The sequence below is a fragment of the Zeimonas arvi genome (assembly GCF_008039575.1).
GTDB classification, from domain to species: Bacteria; Pseudomonadota; Gammaproteobacteria; order Burkholderiales; family Burkholderiaceae_E; genus Zeimonas; species Zeimonas arvi.
Window position 1 is genome coordinate 220,699 of record NZ_VDUY01000001.1, and the last position, 24,063, is coordinate 244,761.

The following is a 24,063-nucleotide window of genomic DNA, read 5'->3' on the forward strand; positions in this document are numbered from 1 at the left end:
CGGCCGCGGCGCTACGCCCCGGCCAGCACCCGCGCGAAGACACCGGTGTCGACGTTCCCCCCGGTCAGCGCGAAGCCGACCGCGCGCCCGCCCGTGCGGCCGCGCTCGCGGATCGCGGCGGCCAGCGCCGCCGCGCCCGCGCCTTCGGCCACGTTGTGCGTGTCGGAGAACAGGATGCGCATGGCCTCGGCCACCTCGTCGTCGGTGACGGCCACGATGTCGTCGGCCTCCTTCCGCACGATCTCCAGCGCCTGCGGTTCGGCGACGCGGCAGGCCAGCCCGTCGGCCAGCTCGGTGGTCACCGGCGCCTCCACGACCCTGCCCGCCCGGAACGAATCCAGGTAAGTCGTCGCGTGCGCCGAGACCACGCCCACCAGCTTCGATCGGGCGCCGCAGAAGGCCCGCGCCGCAGCCGCCGCGCAGAAGCCCGACCCCAGCCCGATCGGCACGTAGACCACCTCGGGCTCCTCGCCGCGCTCGAAGCTTTCGAAGAACTCGAGCCAGTAGGTGGACACCCCCAGCACGAGCCCACGGTGGAAGGACGGCACCATGTGCATCGCCTGCTCCCGGGCCAGTTCGATCGCGCGCTCGCGCGCCGCCTGGAAGTCGGCGCCGTGCTCGACCAGTTCCGCGCCCAGCGCGCGCATCGCGGCGTTCTTCTCGGTGGAGTTGCCGCGCGGCACCACGATCGTGGCCTCCAGGCCGTGGCGGCGCGCGCCCCAGGCGACCGACTGGCCGTGGTTGCCGCGAGTGGCCGAGATCACGCGCGTGACCCCCGAGTGTTCGCGCGCCAGCGCGTCGAAATACACGAGGCCGCCGCGCAGCTTGAACGCGCCGGCCGGCGTGTGGTTCTCGTGCTTGACCCAGACCGGCATGCCCAGGCGCTCACGCAGCAGCGGCCAGGCGTACTGCGGAGTCGGCGGGACGACGGGCCGGACGATGGCTCGAGCGGCTTCGAATTCCTCGCGGCTGAAGTTCATTCTCGTTCCCCCGGATGTCCACAGGCGGCGACGCCACGAGTCCCGCGTGCGGCATCGACGCAGATCTTAGCGCCGGAATCGGACCCGGGCGCCGTCGGCCGGGATGCATACTTGCGGCTGAACGCGCTTCTGGACAGCCAGCACGAGGACACCCCGAATGACCCTCCCCATGACCTGGGACGAGTGGGCCGCGCACGACGCGACCGCGCTCGCCGAGCGCGTGCGCAAGCGCGAGCTCACGCCCGCCGAGCTCGCCGCCCAGGCCGCCGCCGCGATCGAGCGGGTCAATCCGCAGGTGAGCGCCGTCATCGAGGTCTTCGACGAGGTGGTCGCCGACCCGCTTGCGGACGGCATGAATCCCGACGGCTTCTTCGCCGGCGTGCCCTTCCTGATGAAGGACCTGGGCCCCACGCTGAAGGGCCGGCTGCAGGAAATGGGCTCGCGGCTGATGCGCGGCAACCGCGCCAACGCCGACGCCTTCCTGACCGTCAGGATGCGCCAGGCGGGCCTGAACCTGATCGGCCGCACCACCACGCCCGAGTTCGGGCTGTGCAGCTCCGCCGAGAACCCGGCGGTCTACGTGACGCGCAACCCGTGGAACCTGGAGTACACGACCAACGGCTCGTCGGCCGGCACCGCGGCGGCGGTGGCCGCGGGTGTCCTGCCGCTGTCGCACGCCACCGACGGCGGCGGTTCGATCCGCATCCCGGCGGGCGCCAACGGCAACATCGGGCTCAAGCCCTCGCGCGGCGTGTTCTCGACTGCGCCGCGGTTGTCGGACATCAGCGGTTACGTGTCCACGCAGGGCTGCCAGAGCCGCACCGTGCGCGACACCGCCGCCTTCGTCGACCAGTGCCGCGGCGGCGCGCCGGGCGAGTTCATGCCCTACTGGAAGGCCGACGAACCGTATGTCGAGCTGATCCGGCGCGACCCGCCGCCCCTGCGCATCGCGCTGTCGCACGAATGGGGCGACTACCGCGCCACGCCGCACATCGTGGCCGAGCTCGAGCGTGCCGGCCGTTTCCTCGAAGGGCTGGGCCACCGCGTGGAATGGGCGAAGCCCGACATCGACTACCGCGCCGCCTTCCAGGCCCAGACCCTGTGCTACATCAGCAACTTCGCGCAGACGATCTCGAGCCTGCTCGCCGCGCGCGGCCTGGCCCGGCCGTCGCCCGACCTGGTCGAGCCGATGTGCATCCGTGTCTGGGAACTCGGCATGAAGACGAGCTACACCGAGCGCTTCCGGATGCAGGCGGCGTTCAACACCACCTCGCGCGGCTTCGGCGAATTCTTCGGGCAGTGGGACATCGTGCTGACGCCGATCACCGCGCTGCCCACGCCGCCCATCGGCACCACCGATTACCTGACGATCAGCGACAACCCGTCGGTGCACGACTGGTTCGAGAACCTGTGGCGCAACTTCGCCTACACGCCGCTCACCAACCTGTGCGGCATCCCCGGCATCTCGCTGCCGATGGCCTGGCAGGAGAGCGGCCTGCCGCTCGGCGTCCATGCCCAGGCCGGGCAGGCCAACGACGGCCTGCTGCTGCAGCTGGCCGCGCAGGTCGAGCGCGCGCTCGGCGGCCGCTGGAACGACGGTCGCCGGCCGGGCGTGCACGTCGCGAACCCCTGACCCGAAGGCTCCGGCCATGAAGATCACCGACATCCGCACCACCGCCGTCCTCGCCCCGCTGCCCCGGCCGGTGCGGACCGCATCGGGCGCGATCGAACGCTTCCCGCTGGTGCTGATCGACCTGAGCACCGACGCGGGCGTCGAGGGCCGCGCCTACTCGCTGGTCTACCTGCCCGAGCTGCTGCCCGCGCTCGAGCGCTGCGTGGCCGGCATGGCCGGCATGGTCGTGGGCCGCGATCTCTCGCCGCGCGCGCTGCACGCCCACCTGCTGCAACGCTGCCGCCTGTTCGGCCTGAAGGGCATGACCGGCATCGCGCTGGGCGGACTGGACATGGCGATCTGGGACGCCTGGGCCCGCGCCCGCGATGAGCCGCTGGCCCGCGCGCTGGGGGCCGAGTCGCGACCGGTCAAGGCCTACAACAGCGTCGGCCTGTACGACGCCGCATCGGTGGTCGAGATCGCCGAGGAAACCCTCGCCGCCGGCTACGCCGGCCTCAAGATCAAGGCCGGCTTCGCGAGCTTCGCGCAAGACCTGGCCGCGATCCGCGCGGCGCGCCGCGCGCTGGGCGACGGCACTGCGCTGATGGTCGACTACAACCAGTCGCTCAGCCCTCCGGAGGCGATGGCCCGCTGCAGGGCGCTCGACGACGAGGGCCTGGCCTGGATCGAAGAACCGGTGGCGGCCGACGACTTGGGCTCCTGCGCGCGCATCGCCGATGCGGTGCGCACGCCGATCCAGATCGGCGAGAACTTCAACGGTCCGGGCGAAATGCGCGCGGCGATCGCTGCGGGCGCGATGGATCTGGTGATGCCCGACCCGCAGTACATCCACGGCGTGACCGGCTGGCTGGAGGCCTCGGCACTGGCCCGAACGGCCGGCCTGCCGATGTCTTCGCACCTGTTCGCCGAGGCCGCCTCGCACCTGCTGTGCGCAACCCCCACGGCCGACTGGCTCGAGGTGATGGACGCGGCCGGCGGCCTGCGCCGCGCGCCGCTGCAGTTGCGCGACGGCTGCGTGACCCCCTGGGATGCGCCGGGGCTGGGCCTGGAGTGGGACGAAGCGGCGGTGGCCAGGCACCGGGCCGGCTGAGTCGCAGAAGCCCGGGCGCCTTTCGCCGCCTCAGCGACGCGCCGACACCCGCAGCAGTTCGTTCGGCCCCACCCAGCGGTCGCCGTCCCGGAAGATTTCGAGGCGCTCGCGCATGTCGTCCCACGCGGCCTGTTGCCGCCCGGCGTCGAGCGACGCCAGGATCTGCTGGATCGGGCTGGCCGAGCTGCGGATGAAGTCGATGTAGTGGCCGGCCGACGGCAGCTCGAAAGGCGCGTCGACGACCGAAACAGCAATCTCCCTGAAGCCCGCCTCTTCGTGGATCCGCTCGAGCGCGCCCGGGATCCCGAGGCTGAACAGCCCGCCCGGCCGGCCGGGGTCCGGCATCGGCACGCCGGCGTGCGCCACGGCGGTCTTCATCAGGACGGCCACGCAGGGATTCCGGTCGGGCCGGCCGAACACGAGCGAGCAGGACCTGCCTCCCGCAACGAGGGCCTGCCGCATCGCGCGCAGCGCGTGCACCGGGCGCGGAAAGAGCATCAGGCCGAGCCGGCAGACGGCGACATCGAAGCTTTCCGGCTCGACCCGGAGCGACTCGGCGTCGCCGGCCATCGTTTCGACGCCATCGAACCCCGCCTTGCGACAGCGCGACCGCGCAAGCGCCAGCAGCGCGGGCGACAGGTCGTTGGCCAGCACCCGCCCGGTCGGCCCGACTCGCCGGGCGATCGCGAGCGTCTGGTCACCGGCGCCGGCGGCCACGTCGAGCACCCTGCTGCCCGGCCCCACGGCGGCGAGATCGAGCATCGTCTCGGTGGCTGCCGCCAGCCAGCGGTGTACGGCCGGCGTGTGCGCGTCCCAACCGGCGGCGCTGCGCTCCCACGCGGCGCGGGCGGCCTCCTTGAATGCGACCGGATCGACTTCCATGGCGGCTCCTTTCAGGCTTCGGCATCGCGGAACACGACGAGACAGAGGCTAGACGCTGACGGCGCCCGCTGTAAGGCGCAAAATGTCCGTCCGGGGCAGCAGAATCGCGGCCCCGCAGGATTCTTCCCGGAGGCTGCGCATGGTCGAATGGGATGACCTGAGGTACTTCGTTTCACTCGGACGCGAGGGCAGCACGCTGGCGGCGAGTCGGGCGCTCGGCGTCGACCAGTCCACGGTGCAGCGTCGGGTCGCGGCGCTGGAGAAGCGCCTCGGGCGCCCGCTCGTCGCACGCGGGCAGAGCGGCTATCGCCTGACCGACTTCGGCCGCGCGCTGCTGGGGCCGGCCCAGGACGTGCACGCGGCCGTCGAACGCTTCGAGCAGTCGGTCGCGGAAGCGGTCCGCGGCGAAGCGGGCGTGGTGCGCGTCACCTGCCCCGAGCCGATCGTGCTGCGGCTGCAGCGCGCTGGCTTAGTCGACCGCTTCCATGCCCGCCACCCGGGGCTGCGGATCGAGTTCCTGGTCAGCGACCGCTACATGGACCTGATGCAGGGCGATGCGGACGTCGCGCTGCGCTCGGGCGACACCGACGACGGGGAGCTGGTCGGCCGCCGGATCGCGGATTCGATCTGGGCCGTCTACGGCAGCCGCGACTACCTGGCCGCGCACGGGCGACCGGCGCGCGTCGAGGACCTGCGCCAGCACGCACTGATCGGTCTCGACGACTCGATGTCCAGGCATCGCGCCGCGGCCTGGCTGCGAGAGATCGCGCCCGACGCGCCGCTGGTGGCGCGCAACGGCAGCGTGCTCGGGCTGCTGCATTCGGCCAAGGCCGGGCTCGGCCTGGCGCCGCTGCCGGTCGCGATCGCCGAGGCCGAGCCCGACCTGGAGCGGGTGCTGGGCCCGATCCCGGCGCTGCGCCGGATCTGGCGGGTCCTGACGCCGCCCCATCTGCGGCACGAACCGCGAGTCGCCGCATTCTTCGACTTCGTCGTCGCCGAGGCCGAGGCGCTCGCGCCGGTCCTGACCGGCTGAGAACCGTTCACCTTGCGCTCGTCCCTGGATGCACCCGGGTCGCCGGCGGGACAGGCTCACCGGTCGCGCAGCGAGCTGAACACGTAGTCGCGATCCTTCTGCGGCGCGTGACAGGCGAAGCACGCCCCCTCGGCCTTGTCTGCCACCACGCGCTTCGCGGGATCGCCTCCGGCGAAGCCCTCGAATCCCCAGCCGCCCGTGGCCGCGTAGCGCTTCGCGTCCTTGTGCATGACCCCGGCCACCTTGCGCGCGCCCTCGGTCACTGCCCCGTCGGCGCGGCTGGCTTCGAGCAGGTCGAACACGATGACCGCGCCGTCGGGAAAGCGGCCGTTGCGGTAGCCCTCGAGCGCCTTCTGGTTCGCGTACAGGTGGTGGATCCCGCCGAAAGCGGCGTGAAGGGGGTGTCCCTCCTCGATCACCATGCTCTTGACGTGATGCCAGCTGCGGTAGTTCTCCGGATAGGGCACCGAAGGGTCGGCGGCGAGCACGGGCGCGGCGGCGACGACGCAGGCGCAACCGGCAAGGAACAGTGATTTCATGGTGATGCCTCCTCGTGTTTTATGTATCGACTCGATACATAAAACAGCGTGCGCGACAAGCCCAGGTTTGTCAAGCAATGCTTGGAGGCGATACATTCTGTCGATGATCAGGACCCCGATGATCCTCGAACGCCTCGGCGCGCTCGTCCATCAGGCCGTGCGCGACGACGCCGCGCGTCACGGCCTGCTTCCGATCCATCTGCAGGTGCTCCAGTACCTCGCCCAAGCCAACCGATACAGCGACCTGCCGATCGCGATCGCCGAGTATTTCGGCATCACGCGCGGCACGGTCTCGCAGACCCTCTCCGTGCTGGAGCGACGGGGTTTGCTGACGAAGGCGCGCGACCCCGTCCACGGCCGCCGCGTCCACCTGCGCCTCACGCCGCAGGGCCTCGCCATCCTCGGGGACAGCTGGACCGAACGCGTGCAGGCGGCGTTGTGCGCCGAGCCCGCATCGGCGCGGCTCGACGAGACGCTGGTCGATGTCCTGGCCGCGCTGCAGCGGATCAACGGCCGCCGCGCCTTCGGCGTGTGCAGCCAATGCGCCCACTTCCGCGCCGACGCCGGCGGTACGCACTGCGGCCTGACCGGCGAGCCGCTCGCCGCGGAACAGACCGTCAAGATCTGCCGCGAATGGGCCGCACCCATCCCCACCGACTGACTCCGATGCCCCAGCCCCGCCGCTTCCACCAGCTCGACGTCTTCACCGCCATCCCGTACCAGGGCAATCCGCTGGCCGTGGTCCACGACGCGCAGGACCTCTCCGATGCTCGGATGGCCGCCTTCGCCCGCTGGACCAACCTGTCGGAGACCACCTTCCTGCTGCCGCCGACCGACCCGCAGGCCGACTACCGGGTGCGCATCTTCACGCCCGGCGGCGAGCTGCCCTTCGCCGGCCACCCCACCCTGGGCAGCTGCCACGCCTGGCTGACCGCGGGCGGCACGCCGCGCGGCGGGGACTCGATCGTCCAGCAGTGCGGCGTGGGCCTGGTGCGCATCCGCCGCGACGGGCCGCGGCTGGCCTTCGCGGCGCCCCCCTTGCGCCGGACCGGGCCGCTCGACGACGCGCTGCTCGCGCGGCTCGCCGCCGCGCTCGGACTGCGAGACGGCGAGATCATTGCCCACCAGTGGGTCGACAACGGCCCCGGCTGGTGCGCGGTGATGCTCGGCTCGGCCGGGCGGGTGCTGGCCGTTCGCCCCGACTGGGCGGTGCTGGGCGACGCCAGGCTGGGCCTGATCGGGCCGCAGCCGGCCGGCAGCGACACCGACTTCGAGGTTCGCGCCTTCGTGCCGACGCTGGGCGTGTCCGAGGACCCGGTCACCGGCAGCCTGAACGCCGGACTGGCCCAGTGGCTGATGGGCGCGGGCCTAGCGGCTTCGAACTACACGGTGCGCCAGGGCACCGCGCTGGGCCGCGCCGGCAAGGTCTTCCTGGACCGAGTCGGCAACGACATCTGGGTCGGCGGCCAGGTGGCCGACTGCATCGCCGGCACCGTGGCCTTTCCCGAGGATCGCTGACATGAACGCACCGCAGACCGCCCGGGAATTCGCGATCGACCCGATCCCCGAGGGCGCGATCTTCCGGATCGAACGACCCGCCAAGCTCAACGCGCTGACCCGGCCGGTGCTGCTCGGCCTGGCCGCCTGCCTCGACGAGCTCGAAGCGCGGGGCGCCCGGCTGCTGGTCGTCACCGGCGCGGGCGAGCGCGCTTTCTGTGCCGGCACCGACCTGGGCGAATTGCAGACACTCGATCCCGATGCGCGGATCGCCAAGAGCACGATGGCGCGCGAGCTGCTGGTTCGCCTGTCGCGCTCGCGCCTGGTCAGCGTCGCGGCGGTCAACGGCCTGGCCTTCGGCGGCGGGCTGGAGCTCGCGATGGCCTGCACGCTGCGCATCGCGGCAGCGCATGCCAGCTTCTCGCTGCCCGAGGTGAAGCTCGGCCTGCTGCCCGCCTACGCCGGCACCCAGTTCCTGCCCGCGCTGGTGGGCAAGGCCCGGGCGCTCGAGATCATGATGACCGGCCGGACGATTGCCGCCGACGAGGCGCTGTCGATCGGCCTGGTGCACCGCCTTGCGGAGCACGGCAGCTCCCTGCCGGACCAGGCGGTCGGCTTCGGGCGCGAGGTGGTCCGCTGGCCGGCCGGGGCGCTGGCCTGGATCCGCCGCTGCGTGGATGCGGCCGGCGAGCAGGTCGCGCACGCGGGCCTGTCCGTCGAGGATGCCGCGGTGCGCGCCACCTTCGACTCGGCCGATGCCCGCGAAGGCGTCGCCGCCTTCCTGGAGAAACGCCAGCCGCGATTCGGACAGGGCTGAGGCCGGGAATGCGCGACAATCGCGCCACGTTCATCCACCGTCCCCCCGCATGAAGCTCTTCTCGCCGCTCTACCGCCTCGCGATGACCTGGTCGCGACATCCGCGCGCCCCCTGGTACCTCGGCGGCCTGAGCTTTGCCGAATCCTCCTTCTTCCCGGTGCCGCCCGACGTGATGCTGGCGCCGATGAGCCTGGCCAACCCCCGCCGCGCGATGGCCTTCGCGCTGCTGACCACGCTGACCTCGGTGGCGGGCGGCCTGTTCGGCTACGCGATCGGCCTGTTCGCGATTGACGCGATCCTGCCCTGGCTGCAGGAAGGCCGGTACTGGCCCGCCTACGAAACCGCGGTCGCGTGGTTCGACGAATGGGGCGTGTGGGCGGTCTTCATTGCCGGTTTCTCGCCGATCCCGTACAAGGTGTTCACCATCGCCGCCGGCGCCCTGTCGATGGCGCTGTTGCCCTTCACGATCGCCTCACTGGTCGGGCGCGGCCTGCGCTTCTTCCTGGTCGCGGGCCTGATGGCCTGGGGCGGCGAGAGGATGGAGGCCATGCTGCAGCGCTACGTGGACCGCCTCGGCTGGGCGACCGTTGCCCTGGTCGTCGTGGCAGGCGTCTGGTACGCCTGGCGTTGACCCTCGGACCTCCCCCCAACCTGCCCATCCACATGACCTTCTCCGATCCCGCCCCGCGTCGCCATCTCCACACCCGCAAGGTCCACTGCGAAGGCTTCCTGCGCGAGGACGGCCTGTGGGACATCGAGGGCCGGATCCTCGACACCAAGACCTACGCCTACACCGAACCCTGGCGCGGCGTGCGCGAGCCCGGCAGCGAGGTGCACCACATGGCGATCCGGCTCACGATCGACGACGAGCTGGTAGTCCGCGCGATCGAGGTCGACATGCCTTCGACCCCCTACCCCACCTGCGTCGGCGCGAAGCTGAACTTCCAGGGGCTGGTCGGCGCCTGCATCGCGCGCGGCTGGCGCAAGTCGGTGAACGAGGCCGTCGGCGCCACGCGCGGCTGCACGCACACCCGCGAACTGTTGTTCCCGATGGCCACGGTGGCCTTCCAGACCGTGCTCGGCTGGCCCGAGGACGGCCCGGAAGGCGCCTGCAGGCCCAAGCATGAGGAGACCGGCGAACGGCCGCACTTCATCGACGGCTGCCACGCCTGGGCCGCCGATGGCGAGGTCGTCGCCAGGCTGCACCCGCAGTTCTCGACGCGGCGAGGCTAGCCGGCTCGAGGCGGTCGGGCCCGGTTGGGTCTACACTCGCGCAGTCCCTACGAACCACGACCATGACCGGGAAGGAGCGAGCGAGACCCCACTGGGCGGTGCGGATGAACTACCGCAACCGCTCGCTGTCGGCGCTGCTGCTGTTGGCGACGATCGGCTCGCACCTGTCGGACCTCGGCGCCGGCCTCCCAGCCTGGCTGGCCCTCGCGGCCACCTTCCTCGTCTATCCGCACCTCGTCTACGCCGTCGGAAAACGATCGGCCCGGCCGCTCGAGACCGAGATCCGCTTCATGCTCGTCGATGCGGCGCTCTATTGCGGCTGGGTCGGCGCGCTCGGGTTCCCGGCCTGGATCGGCTTCATCCTGGTCGTGGCGCTGGTGCTGAACCTCGTGGTGTTCCGCGGAATGACCGGCATGGCGCTGGCCCTGGGCGCGGTCGCCGTGGGCCTGGCCGCCGGCTGGGCGCTGGCGCGGCCCGAGATCGCGCCTGCGACCGGCACGCTGACCACGGCGCTGAGCATGCTGTCGCTGTTCCTGTACCTGATGGCCTTCGGCCACGACGCCTACACGCGGGCGCTGCAGTTGCGCCAGACCCGCGACCGGCTGCGCGACAACGAGCAGGCGCTGCAACGACAACTCGGCGAGATCCAGGCCCTGCAGACCCAGCTGAAGCAACAGGCCGAGCTCGACCCGCTCACCGGGCTCTTCAACCGGCGTTATCTCACCGCCACGATGGAGCGCGAGATGGCCCGGATGCGCCGTGAAGGCCGCCCGCTGAGCCTGATGCTGATCGACATCGATCATTTCAAGGCGGTCAACGACACCCTCGGCCACCAGGCGGGCGACGAGTGCCTGGTCCGGCTGGCGACGCTGCTGAAGATCAACACCCGGGAGTCCGACGTGGTCTGCCGCTGGGGCGGCGACGAGTTCCTGGTCCTGCTGCCCACTCTGCCGCGCGAAGCCGCGCTCGAGCGGGCGGAGACCTATCGGAAGGCCTTCGAAAGCCTGCCGATGCCGCGAGGCGGCGAAGTGCAGCGGGCCACGCTGTCGATCGGCGTGGCCTGCCACCCCGACGATGCCCGCTCGGCAGACGCGCTGATCGCGGCAGCGGATGCGGCGCTTTACCGCGCCAAGCAAGGCGGCCGGAATCGTGTCGAGCACGGCGGCGCGCCCGCCGCACGGGATCCCTCCGCGATCGACGCCTAGGAGTCTGTTCAAACTAGTCCAGCGCCTCGGCCTGGAAGCCGCCGCAGGCGGCGAGATCCGAATCGCCGCTGCCCGGCAGCTGCCTGGCCAGCTCGCGGAAGGCGCCACGCAGGCCCTCCTCGAGCACCGGGTGATAGATGGGCATGCGCAGCAGGTCGGCCACGGTCAGCCCCTGCCCGACGGCGAGCGCCAGCAGATGCGCCATGTGCTCGCCTTCCGGCACGCACATCGTCGCGCCGAGCAGCCGGCCGCTCTCTCGATCGGCGTAGACCCGTGCGAGGCCGCGATCACGGCCGCTCATGCGCGCCCTGCTCTGTCTGCGGAAGTCAGCCTCGCCGACGACCATCGTGGCCTCGTCGAACCGGTCGAAACGCAGGCCCACCGTGGCCAGGTTGGGCGCGCAGAAGACGACGCCCAACGGCGTACGCCGCTGGAAGCAGAGTGGCTTCTCGGCCACCGCGTTGAGCCCGGCGATGTGGCCTTCGTCGGCGGCCTCGTGCAGCAGCGCGCGGTCGCCGTTGGCGTCACCCGCCAGGAACACCGGCAGGTCGCCGATCCGCATCGTGCCCGGATCGACCGGCGGCATCCCGCGCTCGTCGAGCTTCACGCCCAGCGTGTCGAATCCGAGATCCGCGAGGTTCGGCCGCCGGCCGATCGCGGCGAGCACCTTGTCGACCACGATCCGCTCGTCACCGGCCTTCACCGCGATCCCGCCGGCTGCCTCCGCGAGTTCGACCGCCACGCCGGTGCGGATCCGGAACTCCGCCCCGAGCGCCTCGCGCAGCACGGTCTCGACCTTCGGGTCGGCCAAGCCGGCGATCCGCTCGGCGGCATCGAAGCCCCAGACCTGCACGCCGAGCCGGGAGAGCGCCTGGGCGATCTCCACGCCGATCGCGCCCAGCCCGACGACCGCGATGCGACCGGGCAGCGCCTGCTGCTCGAACAGGGAATCGGTGGTCAGGATGCGATCGCCGAAAGCGCGCCAGGACTTCGGCACGACGGGGCTGCTCCCGGTGGCCAGCACGATGCTGCGCGCCCGGTACTCGCGGCTGCCCACCTCGACACGCCCCGGCCCGATCAGCTTCGCCCGGCCGGAAATGCTGCGATCGCCCAGCCGATCGGTCAGTTTCAGCGTGCCGGCCACGAAGTCGTCGCGCAGCGCGCGCACCCGCGCAAGCACCGCCGGCAGGTCGACCGACAGGCCGGCGCCGCCACGAATGCCCAACGTGTCGAGGATCCCGCGGTTGTGGAAGGCGTTGGCCACCTCGATCAACACCTTCGACGGCATGCAGCCCACCCGCGCGCAGGTGGTGCCGTAAGGCCCATCGTTGACCAGCAGGAAGCGGTCGGTCCGCTTGCCGATTTCCCGGACCGCGGCGAGTCCGGCCGAACCGGCGCCCACCACGATCGCGTCGAGTGTCTCGCTCATTCGCCACCTCTCTCCTGTTCGGAACGGGGCCGGCGCGAAGCGCCGGCCGGGCACTCAGGACCTGTCGCCGGCTGTGGCGAGTTCTCTCAGGTCCGCGACCGGGGCGTCGCCGAAGGCATCGCCCAGCAGATGGTCCACGATGCGCCGCGCGCAGTCGGCGGCGCTTGCCAGCGCGCCGTCGCGCTTGAGCGCATCGAAACGCTCGCGCAGAGGGAAACGCTCGATGCCGGTGGCGCGGATCTCGGCCTGCATGTCGGTGTCCACGACGCCCGGCGCCAGGCTGCAGATGCGCAGTCCGGGCGCGCCGTCCAGCGCGGCCGCGCGCGCGTGCTGATCGAGCGCGGCCTTGGTGGCGCAGTACACCGACCAGCCGGCATAGGCGTTGCGGGCGGCGCCGCTCGAGATCTGCAGGATGCGCCGATCGGCATTGGCCGGACCGCGCGCCGCGAAGGCTGCCGACAGCATCAGCGGCGCCGCCACGTTCAGCGCGACCGCCCGCGACACCGCGGCGATGTCCTGGGCGGCGAGCGGCCCGATCGGCTGCACAACGCCCGCGTTGTTGATCAGCAGCGCGGTGCCCGCGTTCGACAGCCAGGCATCGAGGGCGCCGCCCTCGATCCAGCCCGCGAGCGCGGCCGGGTCGGCCAGGTCGAGCTCGATCTGTTCGAGCAGCTCGGGGTGATGGCTGGCCAGCCCGGGGTTGGAGGCTCTTGCGAGCCCGAGCACGGCAATGCCGCGGTCGAGCAGCTTCGAGGCGATCGCGGCGCCGAGGCCGCGGCTGTGTCCGGTGACGATTGCCTTGATCATTGCTCGAGGATAGCGGGAACCGACGCGAGTCGCATCGATGACCCGCCAGCGAAGCTGATATCTTCGGCAGATCGCGGCCGGGCGTGCCGCGCCCGACTCCCTGCCTCCGCTTCCGATGAAATCGATGACTCCTCAGCACGCCCTGCTGCTGTCAGTCGCCGCAGCAGTGGCCACGATCGCGATGAAGGCCGGCGCCTGGTGGCTGACCGGCTCGGTCGGCTTCCTGTCCGACGCCCTCGAATCGCTGGTGAACCTGGCCGGCGCCACCTTCGCCCTGCTGATGGTCAACCTGGCGCGCACGCCCGCCGACGACCAGCATCCCTGGGGCCACGGCAAGGCGGAGTATTTCTCGGCCGCCTTCGAAGGCGGACTGATCTTCCTGGCGGCGCTCGCCATCGTGGTCGCGGCCGGCGAGCGGCTTCTCAATCCCCAGCCCCTCGGCGAACTCGGGGTCGGCACGACCCTGTCGGTCGCCGCGAGCGTGGTCAACTTCGCCGTCGCGCGGGTGCTGTTCGAGGTCGGGCGACGGCACCACTCGCTCGCGCTCGAGGCCGATGCCCGTCACCTGATGACCGACGTGTGGACCACCGCCGGCGTGGTGGCGGGTGTGGCGCTCGCAGCCGCCCTGGGATTGCACTGGCTCGACCCGGTGATCGCGATCGCGGTCGCGCTGAACATCCTGCGCGAAGGCTGGGAGCTGATGCGCCGCTCGGTCGATGGGCTGATGGACCGCGCGCTGGGCGATGGCGACATCGCGAAGATCGAGTCGGTCTTCGCCGGCTTTGCCGACCGCGGCTGCCGCTTCGCGAACCTGCGCACCCGTTCGGCGGGTCCACTGCGCTTCGCCCATGTCGACCTGCTGGTGCCGGGCCACTGGAGCGTGACCCGCGCACACGACCTGGCCGACGAAATCGAGATGGCCGTCCAACGGGTGGGCACGACGCTCAGCACGCACGTGGAGCCGATCGCCGCGCCGAAGCCGAGGCTGGCCGAGCCTGACGACCCCGCCGAACCGGAAGCCCGATGAACCGGAAGACCGTCAGCGACGGGCGCCCGGCGCACATGAAGCGCGCCTGATCGCGACCCCGGCCCGCGCGCCGGTGTGACCGGCGGCAGTCCAGGTCTGCCTGCCGTTCACGTAGACCGACACGATGCCCTTCGCGGGGCTCACCGGCCGGGCGAAGGTGGCGGTGTCGGCAACCTTGTCCGGGTCGAAGACCACGAGATCGGCCGCGCAGCCTGGCCGGACGTAGCCGCGTCCGGCCAGCCCGAAGCGATCGGCCGACAGCCCGGTCATCTTGCGCACCGCGGTTTCCAACGGGAACAAGCGGCGCTCGCGTGCGTAGTGCCCCAGCACCCGCGGGAACGCGCCCCAGAGCCGCGGATGCGGGAACAGGTCGTGTGGCAGGCCGTCCGAGCCCACCATGGTCTCCGGATAGGCGAGGATTCGCTCGACATCGGCCTCGTCCATCATGAAGTAGATCGCGCCGGCAGGCTGCAGCATGTCGATGGCTGCGGCCGCGTCGACCCCGAGATCTGCGGCGATGTCGGCCAGGTACCGCCCGGCGAGCTCGGGCCGCGGGGTCGACCAGGTGACCAGCGTGCTCGCCGCGATGCCCGCGGCGTCGCGGCGCAGGATGGTCGACGAGGCGGCGTACGGGTAGCAGTCCAGGCACACGTCGGCGCGCTTGCGCATTGCGTCGAACAGCGCGAGCGTCTCCGACGAACGCCCGAAGTTGGCCTTGCCTGCCAGCTTGTGGTGCGAGATCACCTGCCGAACGCCGAGTTCGGCGGCAATGCCGAACGCTTCCTGCATCGCCGGCACGACATCGTCGGTCTCGTCGCGGATGTGCGAGGCAATCAGCGCACCGCTGCCGCGCAAGGGCTCGAGCACGCGGCGGATCTCGTCGGCGGTGGCGGCCGACGCAGGGCCGTAATAGGTGCCGGTGGATGCCCCGATCGCGCCGGCCGCGAGCGCCTCGCGCACCAGCGCCTGCATCGCGGCGATCTCGTCGTCGCTGGCGGGCCTGTCGAGCGCCGACATGGTGCGCGCGCGCAGCGTGGTGTGCCCGACCAGCGCCGCGCAATTCACCGCCGACGGTCGGGCATCCAGCGCCGCGAACCATTCGGCGAAGCTGTCGAAGCGCTCGCCGTCGTCGGCAGCGACCAGGTTGATCGGCGGCACCGGCTCGCTCGCGCCGAGCGGCGCCAGGCTGATCCCGCAATTGCCGACGATCACCGTGGTCACTCCCTGGCTGACCTTGGGCGCCATGCCGGGGTCGGAGAGCAGCAGCCGGTCGTCGTGCGTGTGCACGTCGATGAAGCCCGGCGCGAGCGCGAGCCCGTCGAGATCGCGGACCCGCGCGGCGCCGCCGGGATCGAGGTTGCCCACCGCGACGATCCTTCCATCGGCGATCGCGACATCGGCGCTGACCCTCGGCGCGCCGCTTCCGTCCATCAGTTGCCCGCCGCGCAACAACAATTCCCAACCGGACATGCCCACCTCGCGAAGTCTCGAAAGCCCTTCAGTCTGCGGCTGCGCAGGTCGCGTCGCAAGCGGTCCTTTCCGGACCCGCAACCCGGCACCGCCGGCACACCCGGATGCGTCTGGACTTGGGTGCCCGCGCGCACTACAGTGACGCAGCGCGCCAGGAGGAGGCACCCAAGGCGTGCATCAAGGAGGCCCTGGACGGCCCGGTTCGAGACAGGCACAGCGGGCATGTTCCTTGCTTCAACAGAGTCTCCGGAAAGCTCGGGCCGGTCGGCGTCCGTGTTCCACCAACCTTGAGGGGAAACCATGTTCCTGAAGTCTTCGTCCCGTCCGCTGGCCGGCGTGCTGGCGCGCGCGACCCTTTCGCTGGTCGCCGCGGCCACCTTCGCGATCGCCGCTCCGGCCGTCGCGCAGCAGAAAGTCCTGAAGTTCGTCCCCGAGGCCGACCTGCGAAGCCTCGACCCGATCTGGACCACCGCCTACATCACGCGCAACCACGGCTACATGATCTACGACGTGCTGCTCGCCGTCGACGAGAAGTTCGACGTCAAGCCGCAGATGGTCGACAAGTGGGAGATCAGCGCCGACAAGCTGACCTACACCTTCACGCTTCGCGACGGGCTCAAGTTTCACGACGGCTCGCCGGTCCGCTCGGCCGACTGCATCGCGTCCATCGAGCGCTGGGCCAAGCGCGACGTGTTCGGCCAGAAACTCGGCGACATGACCGAATCGTGGACGGCCGTGGACGACAAGACCTTCCGGCTCAAGCTCAAGCAGCCCTTCCCCTACGTGCTCGACGCGCTGGCCAAGCCCTCGTCGAACGTGCCCTTCATCATGCCGGAGCGCCTGGCCAGGACCGATGCCTTCACGCAGGTCACCGAGGCGATCGGCTCGGGCCCATTCAAGTTCGTCAAGGAGGAGTGGGTTCCGGGCAGCAAGGTGGTCTACGTCAAGAACACCGACTACAAGCCGCGCTCGGAGCCGCCGTCCTGGGGTTCGGGCGGCAAGGTGGTCAAGGTCGACCGGGTCGAGTGGATCTACATCCCCGACTCGGCCACCGCAGCCGCGGCGCTCAACGCCGGCGAGGTCGACTGGTGGCAGCAGCTCCCGCCCGACCTGATCCCGCTGCTGTCCAGGAACAAGGACGTGAAGGTCGAGAACGTCGATCCGCTGGGCTCGATCGGCCTGCTGCGCTTCAACCACCTGCAGCCCCCGTTCAACAACGTGAAACTGCGCCAGGCCGTGCTCGCCGCGGTGAACCAGCAGGACTACGCGCTGGCGATCGCCGGCGACCCGAAGAGCGGCAAGCCCTGCGCGTCGTACTTCACCTGCGGCACGCCGCTGGCCAACGACGCCGGCTCCGAGGCGCTGACCGGCAAGCGTGACATCGCCAAGGCCAGGCAGATGGTCAAGGACTCGGGCTACAAGGGCGAGAAGGTCATCCTGATGACCGCGACCGACCAGCCGATCGTCCACTCGCAGGCGCTGGTCACCTCGGAGCTGCTGCGCTCGATCGGCATCAATGCCGAACTCGCGGCCAGCGACTGGGGCACGCTGATCACCCGGCGCTCGTCCAAGGAGCCGATCGAGAAAGGCGGCTGGAGCATCTTCCACACCTGGTTCGTGGGCCCGGACATGGTGAACCCGGCCCTGAACTCGCCGCTGCGCGGCGCGGGCGAGAAGTCCTGGTTCGGCTGGCCGAACGATCCGAAGCTCGAAGAGCTGCGCGACGCCTGGTTCGCCGCTCAGACGCCCGCCGAGCAGAAGAAGATGGCCGAGGAACTCCAGAAGCGCGCCTTCGAGACCGTGCCTTACGTCCCGACCGCCCAGTTCATCATTCCGACCGCGTACCGCACGAACATCACCGGCATCATCAAGTCGCCGGTCACGTTCCTGTGGAACGTCGAGAAGAAGTGACCTGAGTCTCCGAGGCGGTCTTGATCTACTACATCGTCAAGCGACTGCTCGCGACCATCCCCGTCATGGGGGTGGTCGCGCTGTTCGTCTTCTCGCTCCTCTATCTCTCCCCCGGCGACCCTGCCGCGGTGATCGCCGGCGACATCGCCACCGAGGAAGACATCGCCCGGATCCGGGCCTCGCTCGGCCTTGACCAGCCCTACCTGGTGCGCTTCGGACACTGGCTGTGGGCCCTCGCTCAGGGCGACCTGGGCACCTCGATCTTCACCAACCTGCCGGTCACGCAGCTGATCGCGCAACGGGTCGAGCCGACCGTGGCGCTCACGCTGTGCACGCTGATCGTCTCGATCGTGATCGCGGTGCCGCTGGGCGTCATCGCCGCGGCGCGCGCCGGCGGCTGGGTCGACCGGATGGTGATGGCGATCTCGGTGATGGGCTTCTCGGTGCCGGTCTTCGTGCTGGCCTACCTGCTGATCGGGCTCTTCTCGATCCAGCTGGAGTGGCTGCCGGTACAGGGCTACAAGAGCCTCTCCGAAGGCTTCGTGCCTTTCATCCGGCACATGATCCTGCCCAGCGTTGCGCTCGGCATCGTCTACATGGCGCTGATCGCGCGCATCACGCGGGCCAGCATGCTCGACGTGCTGTCGCAGGACTACGTTCGCACCGCGCAGGCCAAGGGGCTGGCGCCGCAGACCGTGCTGGTCGGTCACGCGCTCAAGAACGCGGCGGTGCCGGTCGTGACCATCATCGGCATCGGCGTGGCGCTCCTGATCGGCGGCGTGGTGGTGACCGAAACCGTGTTCGCGATTCCCGGCATCGGGCGGCTCACCGTCGACGCGATCCTGCGCCGCGACTATCCGATCATCCAGGGCGTCACGCTGCTGTTCTCCGCGGTCTACGTGATCGTCAATCTGCTGGTCGACCTGTCCTACACGCTGTTCGACCCGCGCATCCGCTACTGACCCTGTGACCGATCCACGATGAGCTCCGCGACCGTCTCGCCCGCGGCTGCCCCCGCGCAGCCCGATTCGCCCCGCAGGACCCGCCTCGGGGATGCGCTCCGGCGCCACCCGACCGCGATCTTCGGCGGCACCGTCCTCGTCCTGATGGCGCTGATCGCCATCCTCGCGCCCTGGCTCGGCACCACCGATCCGCTGGCGCTGTCCCCGATCCGCCGGCTGCGCCCGCCCGGCGAGCAATGGTGGTTCGGCACCGACATGCTGGGCCGCGACGTGTACAGCCGCGTCGTCTACGGCACCCGCGTGTCGCTGTCGGTGGGGCTCGCGGTGGCCATCCTCAGCTCGATCATCGGCCTGGCGATCGGCCTGGTGACCGGCTTCGTGCGCTGGGCCGACGCGATCGTCATGCGGATCATGGACGGGCTGATGTCGATCCCCTCGGTGCTGCTGGCGATCGCGCTGATCGCCCTGACCGAGGCGAGCCTGCAGAACGTGATCATCGCGATCACGATCACCGAGATCCCGCGCGTGGTCAGGCTGGTGCGCAGCCTGGTGCTCACGCTGCGCGAGCAGCCCTACGTGGAGGCCGCGGTGGCCTCGGGGACGCGGCTGCACCGCATCCTGCTCAAGCACATCCTGCCCAACACGATGGCCCCGCTGCTGGTGCAGGCCACCTACATCTGCGCATCGGCGATGATCACCGAGGCCATCCTCAGCTTCATCGGCGCGGGCACCCCGCCGAACATCCCGAGCTGGGGCAACGTGATGGCCGAAGCGCGCAGCCTGTTCCAGATCGCCGGCTACCTGATCTTCTTCCCCGGCCTGTTCCTGTCGCTGACGGTGCTGGCCGTGAACCTCCTCGGCGACGGGATGCGCGACGCGCTCGACCCGCGCCTGGCGCGCCGGATGTGAGCGGCACCATGACCGACAAGAACCAGCCTTTGCTCCGGGTCAGCAACCTGAAGACCCACTTCGAGAACCGCGACGGCGTGGTGCGCGCCGTCGACGGCGTGTCCTTCGACGTGATGCCGGGCGAGACGCTGGCGGTGGTCGGCGAGTCGGGCTGCGGCAAGAGCGTGACCTCGCTGTCCATCCTGCGCCTGATCCCCACGCCGCCGGCGCGGATCATGCCGGGCAGCCGCATCGAGTTCAAGGGCCGCAACCTGCTCGATCTCAGCGACGCGCAGATGCGCCAGATCCGCGGCAACGAGATCTCGATGATCTTCCAGGAGCCGATGACCTCGCTGAACCCGGTGCTCACCATCGGCAGGCAGATCTCCGAGGCCCTGGTGCTGCACAAGGGCATGACGAAGCAGCAGGCCACCGGACGGGCGGTCGAGATGCTCCGGCGGGTCAACATCCCCGAGGCCGAGCGCCGGGTCACGCAGTACCCGCACGAGCTGTCCGGCGGCATGCGCCAGCGGGTGATGATCGCGATGGCGCTGGCCTGCGAGCCGCAGCTGCTGATCGCCGACGAACCGACCACCGCGCTCGACGTGACCATCCAGGCACAGATCCTCGACCTGATGCGCGACCTGCGCGACGACACGCACGCGTCGATCATCCTGATCACGCACGACCTGGGCGTGGTGGCCGAGATGGCGCAGCGCGTGGTGGTGATGTACGCCGGCCGCAAGGTCGAGGAGGCGCCGGTGCGGCAGCTCTTCGCCGTGCCGCGCCATCCCTACACCCGCGGGCTGCTCGACTCGATGCCCAAGCTGGGCGAATCGCTGCGCGGGCACGATCGCCAGCGGCTCACCGAGATCCCGGGCATGGTGCCCTCGCTGAAGACCGAGATGCCGGGCTGCCTGTTCGCCCCGCGCTGCACCTTCGCCACCGAGCGCTGCCCGCGCGAGGTGCCGCCGCTGAAGGACTACGGTGACGGCCACCTGTCGGCCTGCTGGGAGTCGGAACGTGTCGCCGCGCTGGCCTCGGCCGGCGCGCTGCAAGGGAGCGCAGCCCGATGAGCGCCGTCATGAAGGAACGCGCCGGCGCTTCCGGCGCCCCGGCGCCCGCCGACACGCTGCTCGAGGTCCGCGACCTCTGCAAGCACTTCGACGTCAAGCAAGGCCTGCTCGGCCGCGGCGGCGCCAAGGTGCGCGCGGTCGACGGCGTGAGCTTCTGGATCCGCGAAGGCGAGACGCTGGGGCTGGTCGGCGAGTCCGGCTGCGGCAAGTCGACCACCGGCAAGATGATCCTGCGGCTCACCGACCCGACCAGCGGCACGATCAACTGGCGAGGCAGGCAGATCGAGAAGCTGCCGCAGGGGCAGATGCGCGCCTTCCGCCGCGAATTGCAGGCGGTGTTCCAGGACCCGTACTCCTCGCTGAACCCGCGGATGCGCGCGGCCGAGATCGTGGCCGAGCCGCTGCGCAACTTCGAATCGCTCGGCCGGAAGGAGATCGGCGAGCGGGTGGCCGCGCTGTTCGACCGCGTGGGCCTGCGCCCCGACCAGCTGGTCAAGTATCCGCACGAATTCTCGGGCGGCCAGCGCCAGCGGCTGGGCATCGCCCGCGCACTGTCAGTGCAGCCGAAACTGATCGTCTGCGACGAGCCGGTCTCGGCGCTCGACGTATCGGTGCAGGCCCAGGTGATCAACCTGCTGATCGACCTGCAGGAAGAGTTCGGCCTGTCCTACCTGTTCGTGGCGCACGATCTCGCGGTGGTCGAGCACATCAGCCACCGGGTGGCGGTCATGTACCTGGGCAAGATGGTCGAGATCGCGCCCAAGCGCGAGATCTTCGCGGCGCCCCGGCACCCGTACACCGAGGCCCTGCTCTCGGCGGTGCCGGTGCCCGATCCCACGGTCGAGAGAAAGCGGATAATCCTGAAGGGCGACGTCCCGAGCCCGATGAAACCGCCGTCGGGATGCCGCTTCCACACCCGCTGTCCCTACGCCGAGGCGCGCTGCAAGGTCGAAGAGCCCGTGCTGCGCGAGATCGAGCCGGGCCACCTCGTCGCCTGCCACCTTCGCTGATGCCCACCTTGCCCTCCTCCATCGAAGCCGGCGCGCAAGCACGCGCCGTGTCCAATCCTCGTGCCGCCGCGCCGGCCGAGCCCTACGGCGAGGCCCGGTCGCAGGTCATGAGCGCGCCGCGCTTCGCCGCCGCGCTCGCCGAGATCTCCAGCTGGCCCGGCTACGCGCGCACGCCGCTGGTGGCGCTGCCGGGACTTGCCTCGGCCCTGGGGCTCGCCCAGCTTCACTACAAGGACGAGCGCGGCCGCTTCGGCCTGCGCAGCTTCAAGGCGCTGGGCGGCGCCTACGCGGTGTCCAACGTGCTTCGCCGCAAGGTGGCCGCCGCGAAGGGCCTGCCGCTGGCGTCGCTCGGCTCGGCCGACCTGCTTTCCGGCGCGCACGACGACCTGATCCGCGGCGAGACCGTCACCTGCGCCACCGACGGCAATCACGGCCGCTCGGTGGCCTGGGGCGCGCGGCTCTTCGGCTGCCGCTGCGTGATCTACGTGCACGAGACGGTCAGCCAGGGCCGGCGTGACGCGATCGCGCAGTACGGCGCGCAGGTCGTCGAGGTCAAGGGCAACTACGACGACGCGGTCCGGCACGCGGCGCAACAGGCCGCCGCCAACGGCTGGACCGTCGTCTCCGACACCTCCTACCCCGGCTACCGGGACATCCCCAGCGACGTGATGCACGGCTACGGCGTGATGGCCGCCGAGATCGGCGCCCAGACGCCCGAACCGCCCACGCACGTCTTCGTGCAGGCCGGCGTGGGCGCGCTGGCTGCCGCGATCTGCGCCGACTTCTGGATCCGCTGGGGCGAGCGCCGCCCGCAGTTCGTGGTGGTGGAGCCGCTCGCGGCCGACTGCGTGTACCGCAGCCTCGAGAAGGGCGAGCAGGTCGCGGTCCAGGGTTCGCTCGAAACCGTGATGGCCGGTTTGGCCTGCGGCGAGGTGTCCGATCTCGCCTGGGCGATCCTGCGCGAAGGCGCGAACTCGGCGATCGCGGTCGACGACCGCTACGCGCTGGCCGGCATGCGGCTGTTCGCCAACCCGCTGGCCGGCGACACGCCGATCGTGTCCGGCGAGACTGGCGCATCGGGACTGGCCGCGCTGCTCGCGGTGCGTGACCACCCGGCGCTTGCGGCCACGCTGAAGCTGGACGCGAGCTCGCGGGTCCTTCTGCTTGGCAGCGAGGGCGACACCGACCCGGCCATCTATCGCGAGGTGGTCGGGCGGTCCGCCGACGCGGTGCTCGCGGCATGAGCTGCTGCGGCCATGGTCACGCCGGCCACGATCACGCCGGATCGGCGCCTGAGGACCCTGCACTGGCGGGGCTCGCGATCCGCCCCGACCGCCTGCTCGACCGCCTGGAGCGGCTTGCCGCGATCGGGCGCACCGACGAGGGCGCCTGCTGCCGCCTCGCGCTGACCGACGAGGACCGCGCCGGCCGCGACCTGGTCGTCTCCTGGATGCGCGAGCTCGGGCTCGAGGTGCGGGTGGACCGGATCGGCAACATCTTCGGGCTGCGCCGCGGCAGCGAGGACCTGCCCCCGGTCATGAGCGGCTCGCACATCGACACGGTGCGCACCGGCGGCCGCTTCGACGGCAACCTGGGCGTGCTCGGCGCGCTCGAGGTGGTCGAGGCGCTGAACGACGTCGGCGCGCGCACCCGCCGTCCGCTGGTCGTGGCCGTGTTCACCAACGAGGAAGGGGCGCGCTTCGCGCCCGACATGCTGGGTTCGCTGGCCTACGTGGGCGGGCTGCCGCTTCGGCAGGCGCTCGACACGGTGGGCATCGACGGCAGACGGCTCGGCGACGAGCTCGAGCGCATCGGCTATGCGGGCGATGCGGGGCTCGGGCTCTACCGGCCCCACGCCTTCGTGGAGCTGCACATCGAGCAGGGGCCGGTGCTCGACATCGAGGGCGTGCGCATCGGTGCGGTCGAGAGCCTGCAGGGCATCTCCTGGCAGGAGGTGAGCATCACCGGCCAGTCCAACCACGCCGGCACCACGCCGATGCGCATGCGCCACGACGCCGGCTACTGCGCCGCGGCCATCGGCACGAAGCTGCGCGAGATCGCCCGCGAACTCGGCGGCGACCAGGTCTGCACGATGGGCATGGTCAGGCTGCACCCCAACCTGATCAACGTGATCGCCGCGCGGGCCACGGTCACCGTGGACATCCGCAACACCGACGAGGCCAGGCTGCAGGAGGCCGAGCGCCGCTTCGCCGACTTCCTGGAAGCGCTGGCCCATGCCGAGGGCGTGAAGATCGAGACCCGTCGGCTCGCGCGCTTCGAGCCGGTGCGATTCGACGACGGCATCGCGCGCGTGGTCGAGCGACACGCGGCGTCGATGGGCCTGTCCTGTCGCCGGATGACCTCGGGGGCAGGCCACGACGCGCAGATGCTGGCCCGCATCTGCCCCACCGCCATGATCTTCGTGCCAAGCATCGGCGGCATCAGCCACAACCCCGCCGAGGACACGCGGCCCGAGGACCTCGCCGCCGGCGCCGAGGTGCTGCTGCGCACGCTGGTCGAGCTCGCGAGCTGACGGCACGCCCCCCGAACGACGCATTCACCGATCTGGAAGAA

General features: G+C 70.8%; 23 protein-coding genes. 17 read left to right on the forward strand and 6 right to left on the reverse strand.

Features of this window, described 5'->3' with window-relative positions; genetic code table 11:
• Positions 1-11 precede the first annotated feature (11 nt).
• Positions 12-980, reverse strand: a complete 969-nt coding sequence (locus tag FHP08_RS01020) for a threonine dehydratase (RefSeq protein WP_147702443.1) — start codon at positions 978-980, stop codon at positions 12-14.
• A gap of 157 nt (positions 981-1,137) precedes the next feature.
• Here FHP08_RS01020 and FHP08_RS01025 point away from each other — a divergent pair, with 157 nt between their 5' ends.
• Positions 1,138-2,613 (forward strand): amidase, encoded by a 1,476-nt coding sequence (locus tag FHP08_RS01025; RefSeq protein WP_147702444.1) that lies wholly within the window; start codon positions 1,138-1,140, stop codon positions 2,611-2,613.
• A gap of 16 nt (positions 2,614-2,629) precedes the next feature.
• Entirely contained in the window at positions 2,630-3,703 is a 1,074-nt protein-coding gene (locus FHP08_RS01030; RefSeq protein WP_147702445.1) for an enolase C-terminal domain-like protein, read from the forward strand.
• A gap of 30 nt (positions 3,704-3,733) precedes the next feature.
• Here FHP08_RS01030 and FHP08_RS01035 read toward each other — a convergent pair whose 3' ends face one another.
• Positions 3,734-4,585 carry a class I SAM-dependent methyltransferase gene (locus tag FHP08_RS01035; RefSeq protein WP_147702446.1) on the reverse strand — a complete coding sequence of 284 codons (852 nt, stop codon included), beginning with the start codon at positions 4,583-4,585 and terminating at the stop codon, positions 3,734-3,736.
• A 139-nt stretch (positions 4,586-4,724) separates the two neighbouring features.
• On the opposite strand from FHP08_RS01035, the gene FHP08_RS01040 reads away from it, so the two are divergent.
• Positions 4,725-5,618, forward strand: coding sequence for a LysR family transcriptional regulator (locus FHP08_RS01040; protein ID WP_187272115.1), 894 nt, complete (start codon positions 4,725-4,727; stop codon positions 5,616-5,618).
• 56 nt (positions 5,619-5,674) lie between these two features.
• Here the strand turns inward: FHP08_RS01040 and FHP08_RS01045 are convergent, their stop codons facing one another.
• Positions 5,675-6,157 (reverse strand): cytochrome P460 family protein, encoded by a 483-nt coding sequence (locus tag FHP08_RS01045; RefSeq protein WP_147702448.1) that lies wholly within the window; start codon positions 6,155-6,157, stop codon positions 5,675-5,677.
• A gap of 118 nt (positions 6,158-6,275) precedes the next feature.
• Between FHP08_RS01045 and FHP08_RS01050 the strand changes: the two genes are divergently transcribed.
• From FHP08_RS01050 to FHP08_RS18705, 6 genes are all read left to right on the forward strand, one after another.
• Positions 6,276-6,818, forward strand: a complete 543-nt coding sequence (locus FHP08_RS01050; protein ID WP_222707790.1) for a MarR family winged helix-turn-helix transcriptional regulator — start codon at positions 6,276-6,278, stop codon at positions 6,816-6,818.
• Positions 6,819-6,823: 5 nt separating this feature from the next.
• Positions 6,824-7,675, forward strand: a complete 852-nt coding sequence (locus FHP08_RS01055) for a PhzF family phenazine biosynthesis protein (protein WP_147702450.1) — start codon at positions 6,824-6,826, stop codon at positions 7,673-7,675.
• 1 nt (position 7,676) lies between these two features.
• Complete coding sequence (locus FHP08_RS01060; protein ID WP_147702451.1) at positions 7,677-8,471, forward strand: enoyl-CoA hydratase/isomerase family protein; 795 nt, start codon at positions 7,677-7,679, stop codon at positions 8,469-8,471.
• Between the two features lie 49 nt (positions 8,472-8,520).
• Positions 8,521-9,102, forward strand: a complete 582-nt coding sequence (locus tag FHP08_RS01065) for a YqaA family protein (RefSeq protein WP_147702452.1) — start codon at positions 8,521-8,523, stop codon at positions 9,100-9,102.
• The gene (locus FHP08_RS01070; RefSeq protein ID WP_147702453.1) at positions 9,099-9,704 is read left to right on the forward strand and encodes a DUF2889 domain-containing protein; all 606 of its coding nucleotides are present in this window, start codon (positions 9,099-9,101) and stop codon (positions 9,702-9,704) included. Before FHP08_RS01065 ends, FHP08_RS01070 begins: the two co-directional genes overlap by 4 nt.
• A gap of 62 nt (positions 9,705-9,766) precedes the next feature.
• A complete protein-coding gene (locus tag FHP08_RS18705; protein ID WP_147702454.1) occupies positions 9,767-10,909 on the forward strand; it encodes a sensor domain-containing diguanylate cyclase in 1,143 nt (380 codons plus the stop codon).
• Positions 10,910-10,922: 13 nt separating this feature from the next.
• On the opposite strand, the gene FHP08_RS01080 is transcribed toward FHP08_RS18705, so the two are convergent.
• On the reverse strand, positions 10,923-12,338 hold the full coding sequence (locus FHP08_RS01080; protein WP_147702455.1) for a dihydrolipoyl dehydrogenase: 1,416 nt from the start codon (positions 12,336-12,338) through the stop codon (positions 10,923-10,925).
• 54 nt (positions 12,339-12,392) lie between these two features.
• Positions 12,393-13,145, reverse strand: coding sequence for an SDR family oxidoreductase (locus FHP08_RS01085; protein WP_147702456.1), 753 nt, complete (start codon positions 13,143-13,145; stop codon positions 12,393-12,395).
• 124 nt (positions 13,146-13,269) lie between these two features.
• Here FHP08_RS01085 and FHP08_RS01090 point away from each other — a divergent pair, with 124 nt between their 5' ends.
• Positions 13,270-14,172 carry a cation diffusion facilitator family transporter gene (locus FHP08_RS01090; protein WP_222707791.1) on the forward strand — a complete coding sequence of 301 codons (903 nt, stop codon included), beginning with the start codon at positions 13,270-13,272 and terminating at the stop codon, positions 14,170-14,172.
• A gap of 12 nt (positions 14,173-14,184) precedes the next feature.
• Here the strand turns inward: FHP08_RS01090 and FHP08_RS01095 are convergent, their stop codons facing one another.
• A complete protein-coding gene (locus FHP08_RS01095) occupies positions 14,185-15,642 on the reverse strand; it encodes an N-acyl-D-amino-acid deacylase family protein (protein WP_147702458.1) in 1,458 nt (485 codons plus the stop codon).
• 300 nt (positions 15,643-15,942) lie between these two features.
• Here FHP08_RS01095 and FHP08_RS01100 point away from each other — a divergent pair, with 300 nt between their 5' ends.
• Genes FHP08_RS01100 through FHP08_RS01130 form a run of 7 tightly spaced genes read left to right on the forward strand, consistent with a single transcriptional unit; the run spans position 15,943 to position 24,022 of the window.
• The gene (locus tag FHP08_RS01100) at positions 15,943-17,553 is read left to right on the forward strand and encodes an ABC transporter substrate-binding protein (RefSeq protein ID WP_147702459.1); all 1,611 of its coding nucleotides are present in this window, start codon (positions 15,943-15,945) and stop codon (positions 17,551-17,553) included.
• A gap of 23 nt (positions 17,554-17,576) precedes the next feature.
• Positions 17,577-18,515 carry an ABC transporter permease gene (locus FHP08_RS01105; RefSeq protein ID WP_222707807.1) on the forward strand — a complete coding sequence of 313 codons (939 nt, stop codon included), beginning with the start codon at positions 17,577-17,579 and terminating at the stop codon, positions 18,513-18,515.
• A gap of 18 nt (positions 18,516-18,533) precedes the next feature.
• Positions 18,534-19,424 (forward strand): ABC transporter permease, encoded by an 891-nt coding sequence (locus FHP08_RS01110; RefSeq protein ID WP_147702461.1) that lies wholly within the window; start codon positions 18,534-18,536, stop codon positions 19,422-19,424.
• Between the two features lie 8 nt (positions 19,425-19,432).
• Positions 19,433-20,479 carry an ABC transporter ATP-binding protein gene (locus FHP08_RS01115; RefSeq protein ID WP_147702462.1) on the forward strand — a complete coding sequence of 349 codons (1,047 nt, stop codon included), beginning with the start codon at positions 19,433-19,435 and terminating at the stop codon, positions 20,477-20,479.
• Positions 20,476-21,489, forward strand: a complete 1,014-nt coding sequence (locus FHP08_RS01120; protein ID WP_147702463.1) for an ABC transporter ATP-binding protein — start codon at positions 20,476-20,478, stop codon at positions 21,487-21,489. The genes FHP08_RS01115 and FHP08_RS01120 overlap by 4 nt, the downstream gene beginning before the upstream one ends.
• A 47-nt stretch (positions 21,490-21,536) precedes the next feature.
• Positions 21,537-22,733 (forward strand): diaminopropionate ammonia-lyase, encoded by a 1,197-nt coding sequence (locus FHP08_RS01125; RefSeq protein WP_225878987.1) that lies wholly within the window; start codon positions 21,537-21,539, stop codon positions 22,731-22,733.
• The gene (locus FHP08_RS01130) at positions 22,730-24,022 is read left to right on the forward strand and encodes a Zn-dependent hydrolase (protein WP_147702465.1); all 1,293 of its coding nucleotides are present in this window, start codon (positions 22,730-22,732) and stop codon (positions 24,020-24,022) included. The genes FHP08_RS01125 and FHP08_RS01130 overlap by 4 nt, the downstream gene beginning before the upstream one ends.
• Positions 24,023-24,063 lie beyond the last annotated feature (41 nt).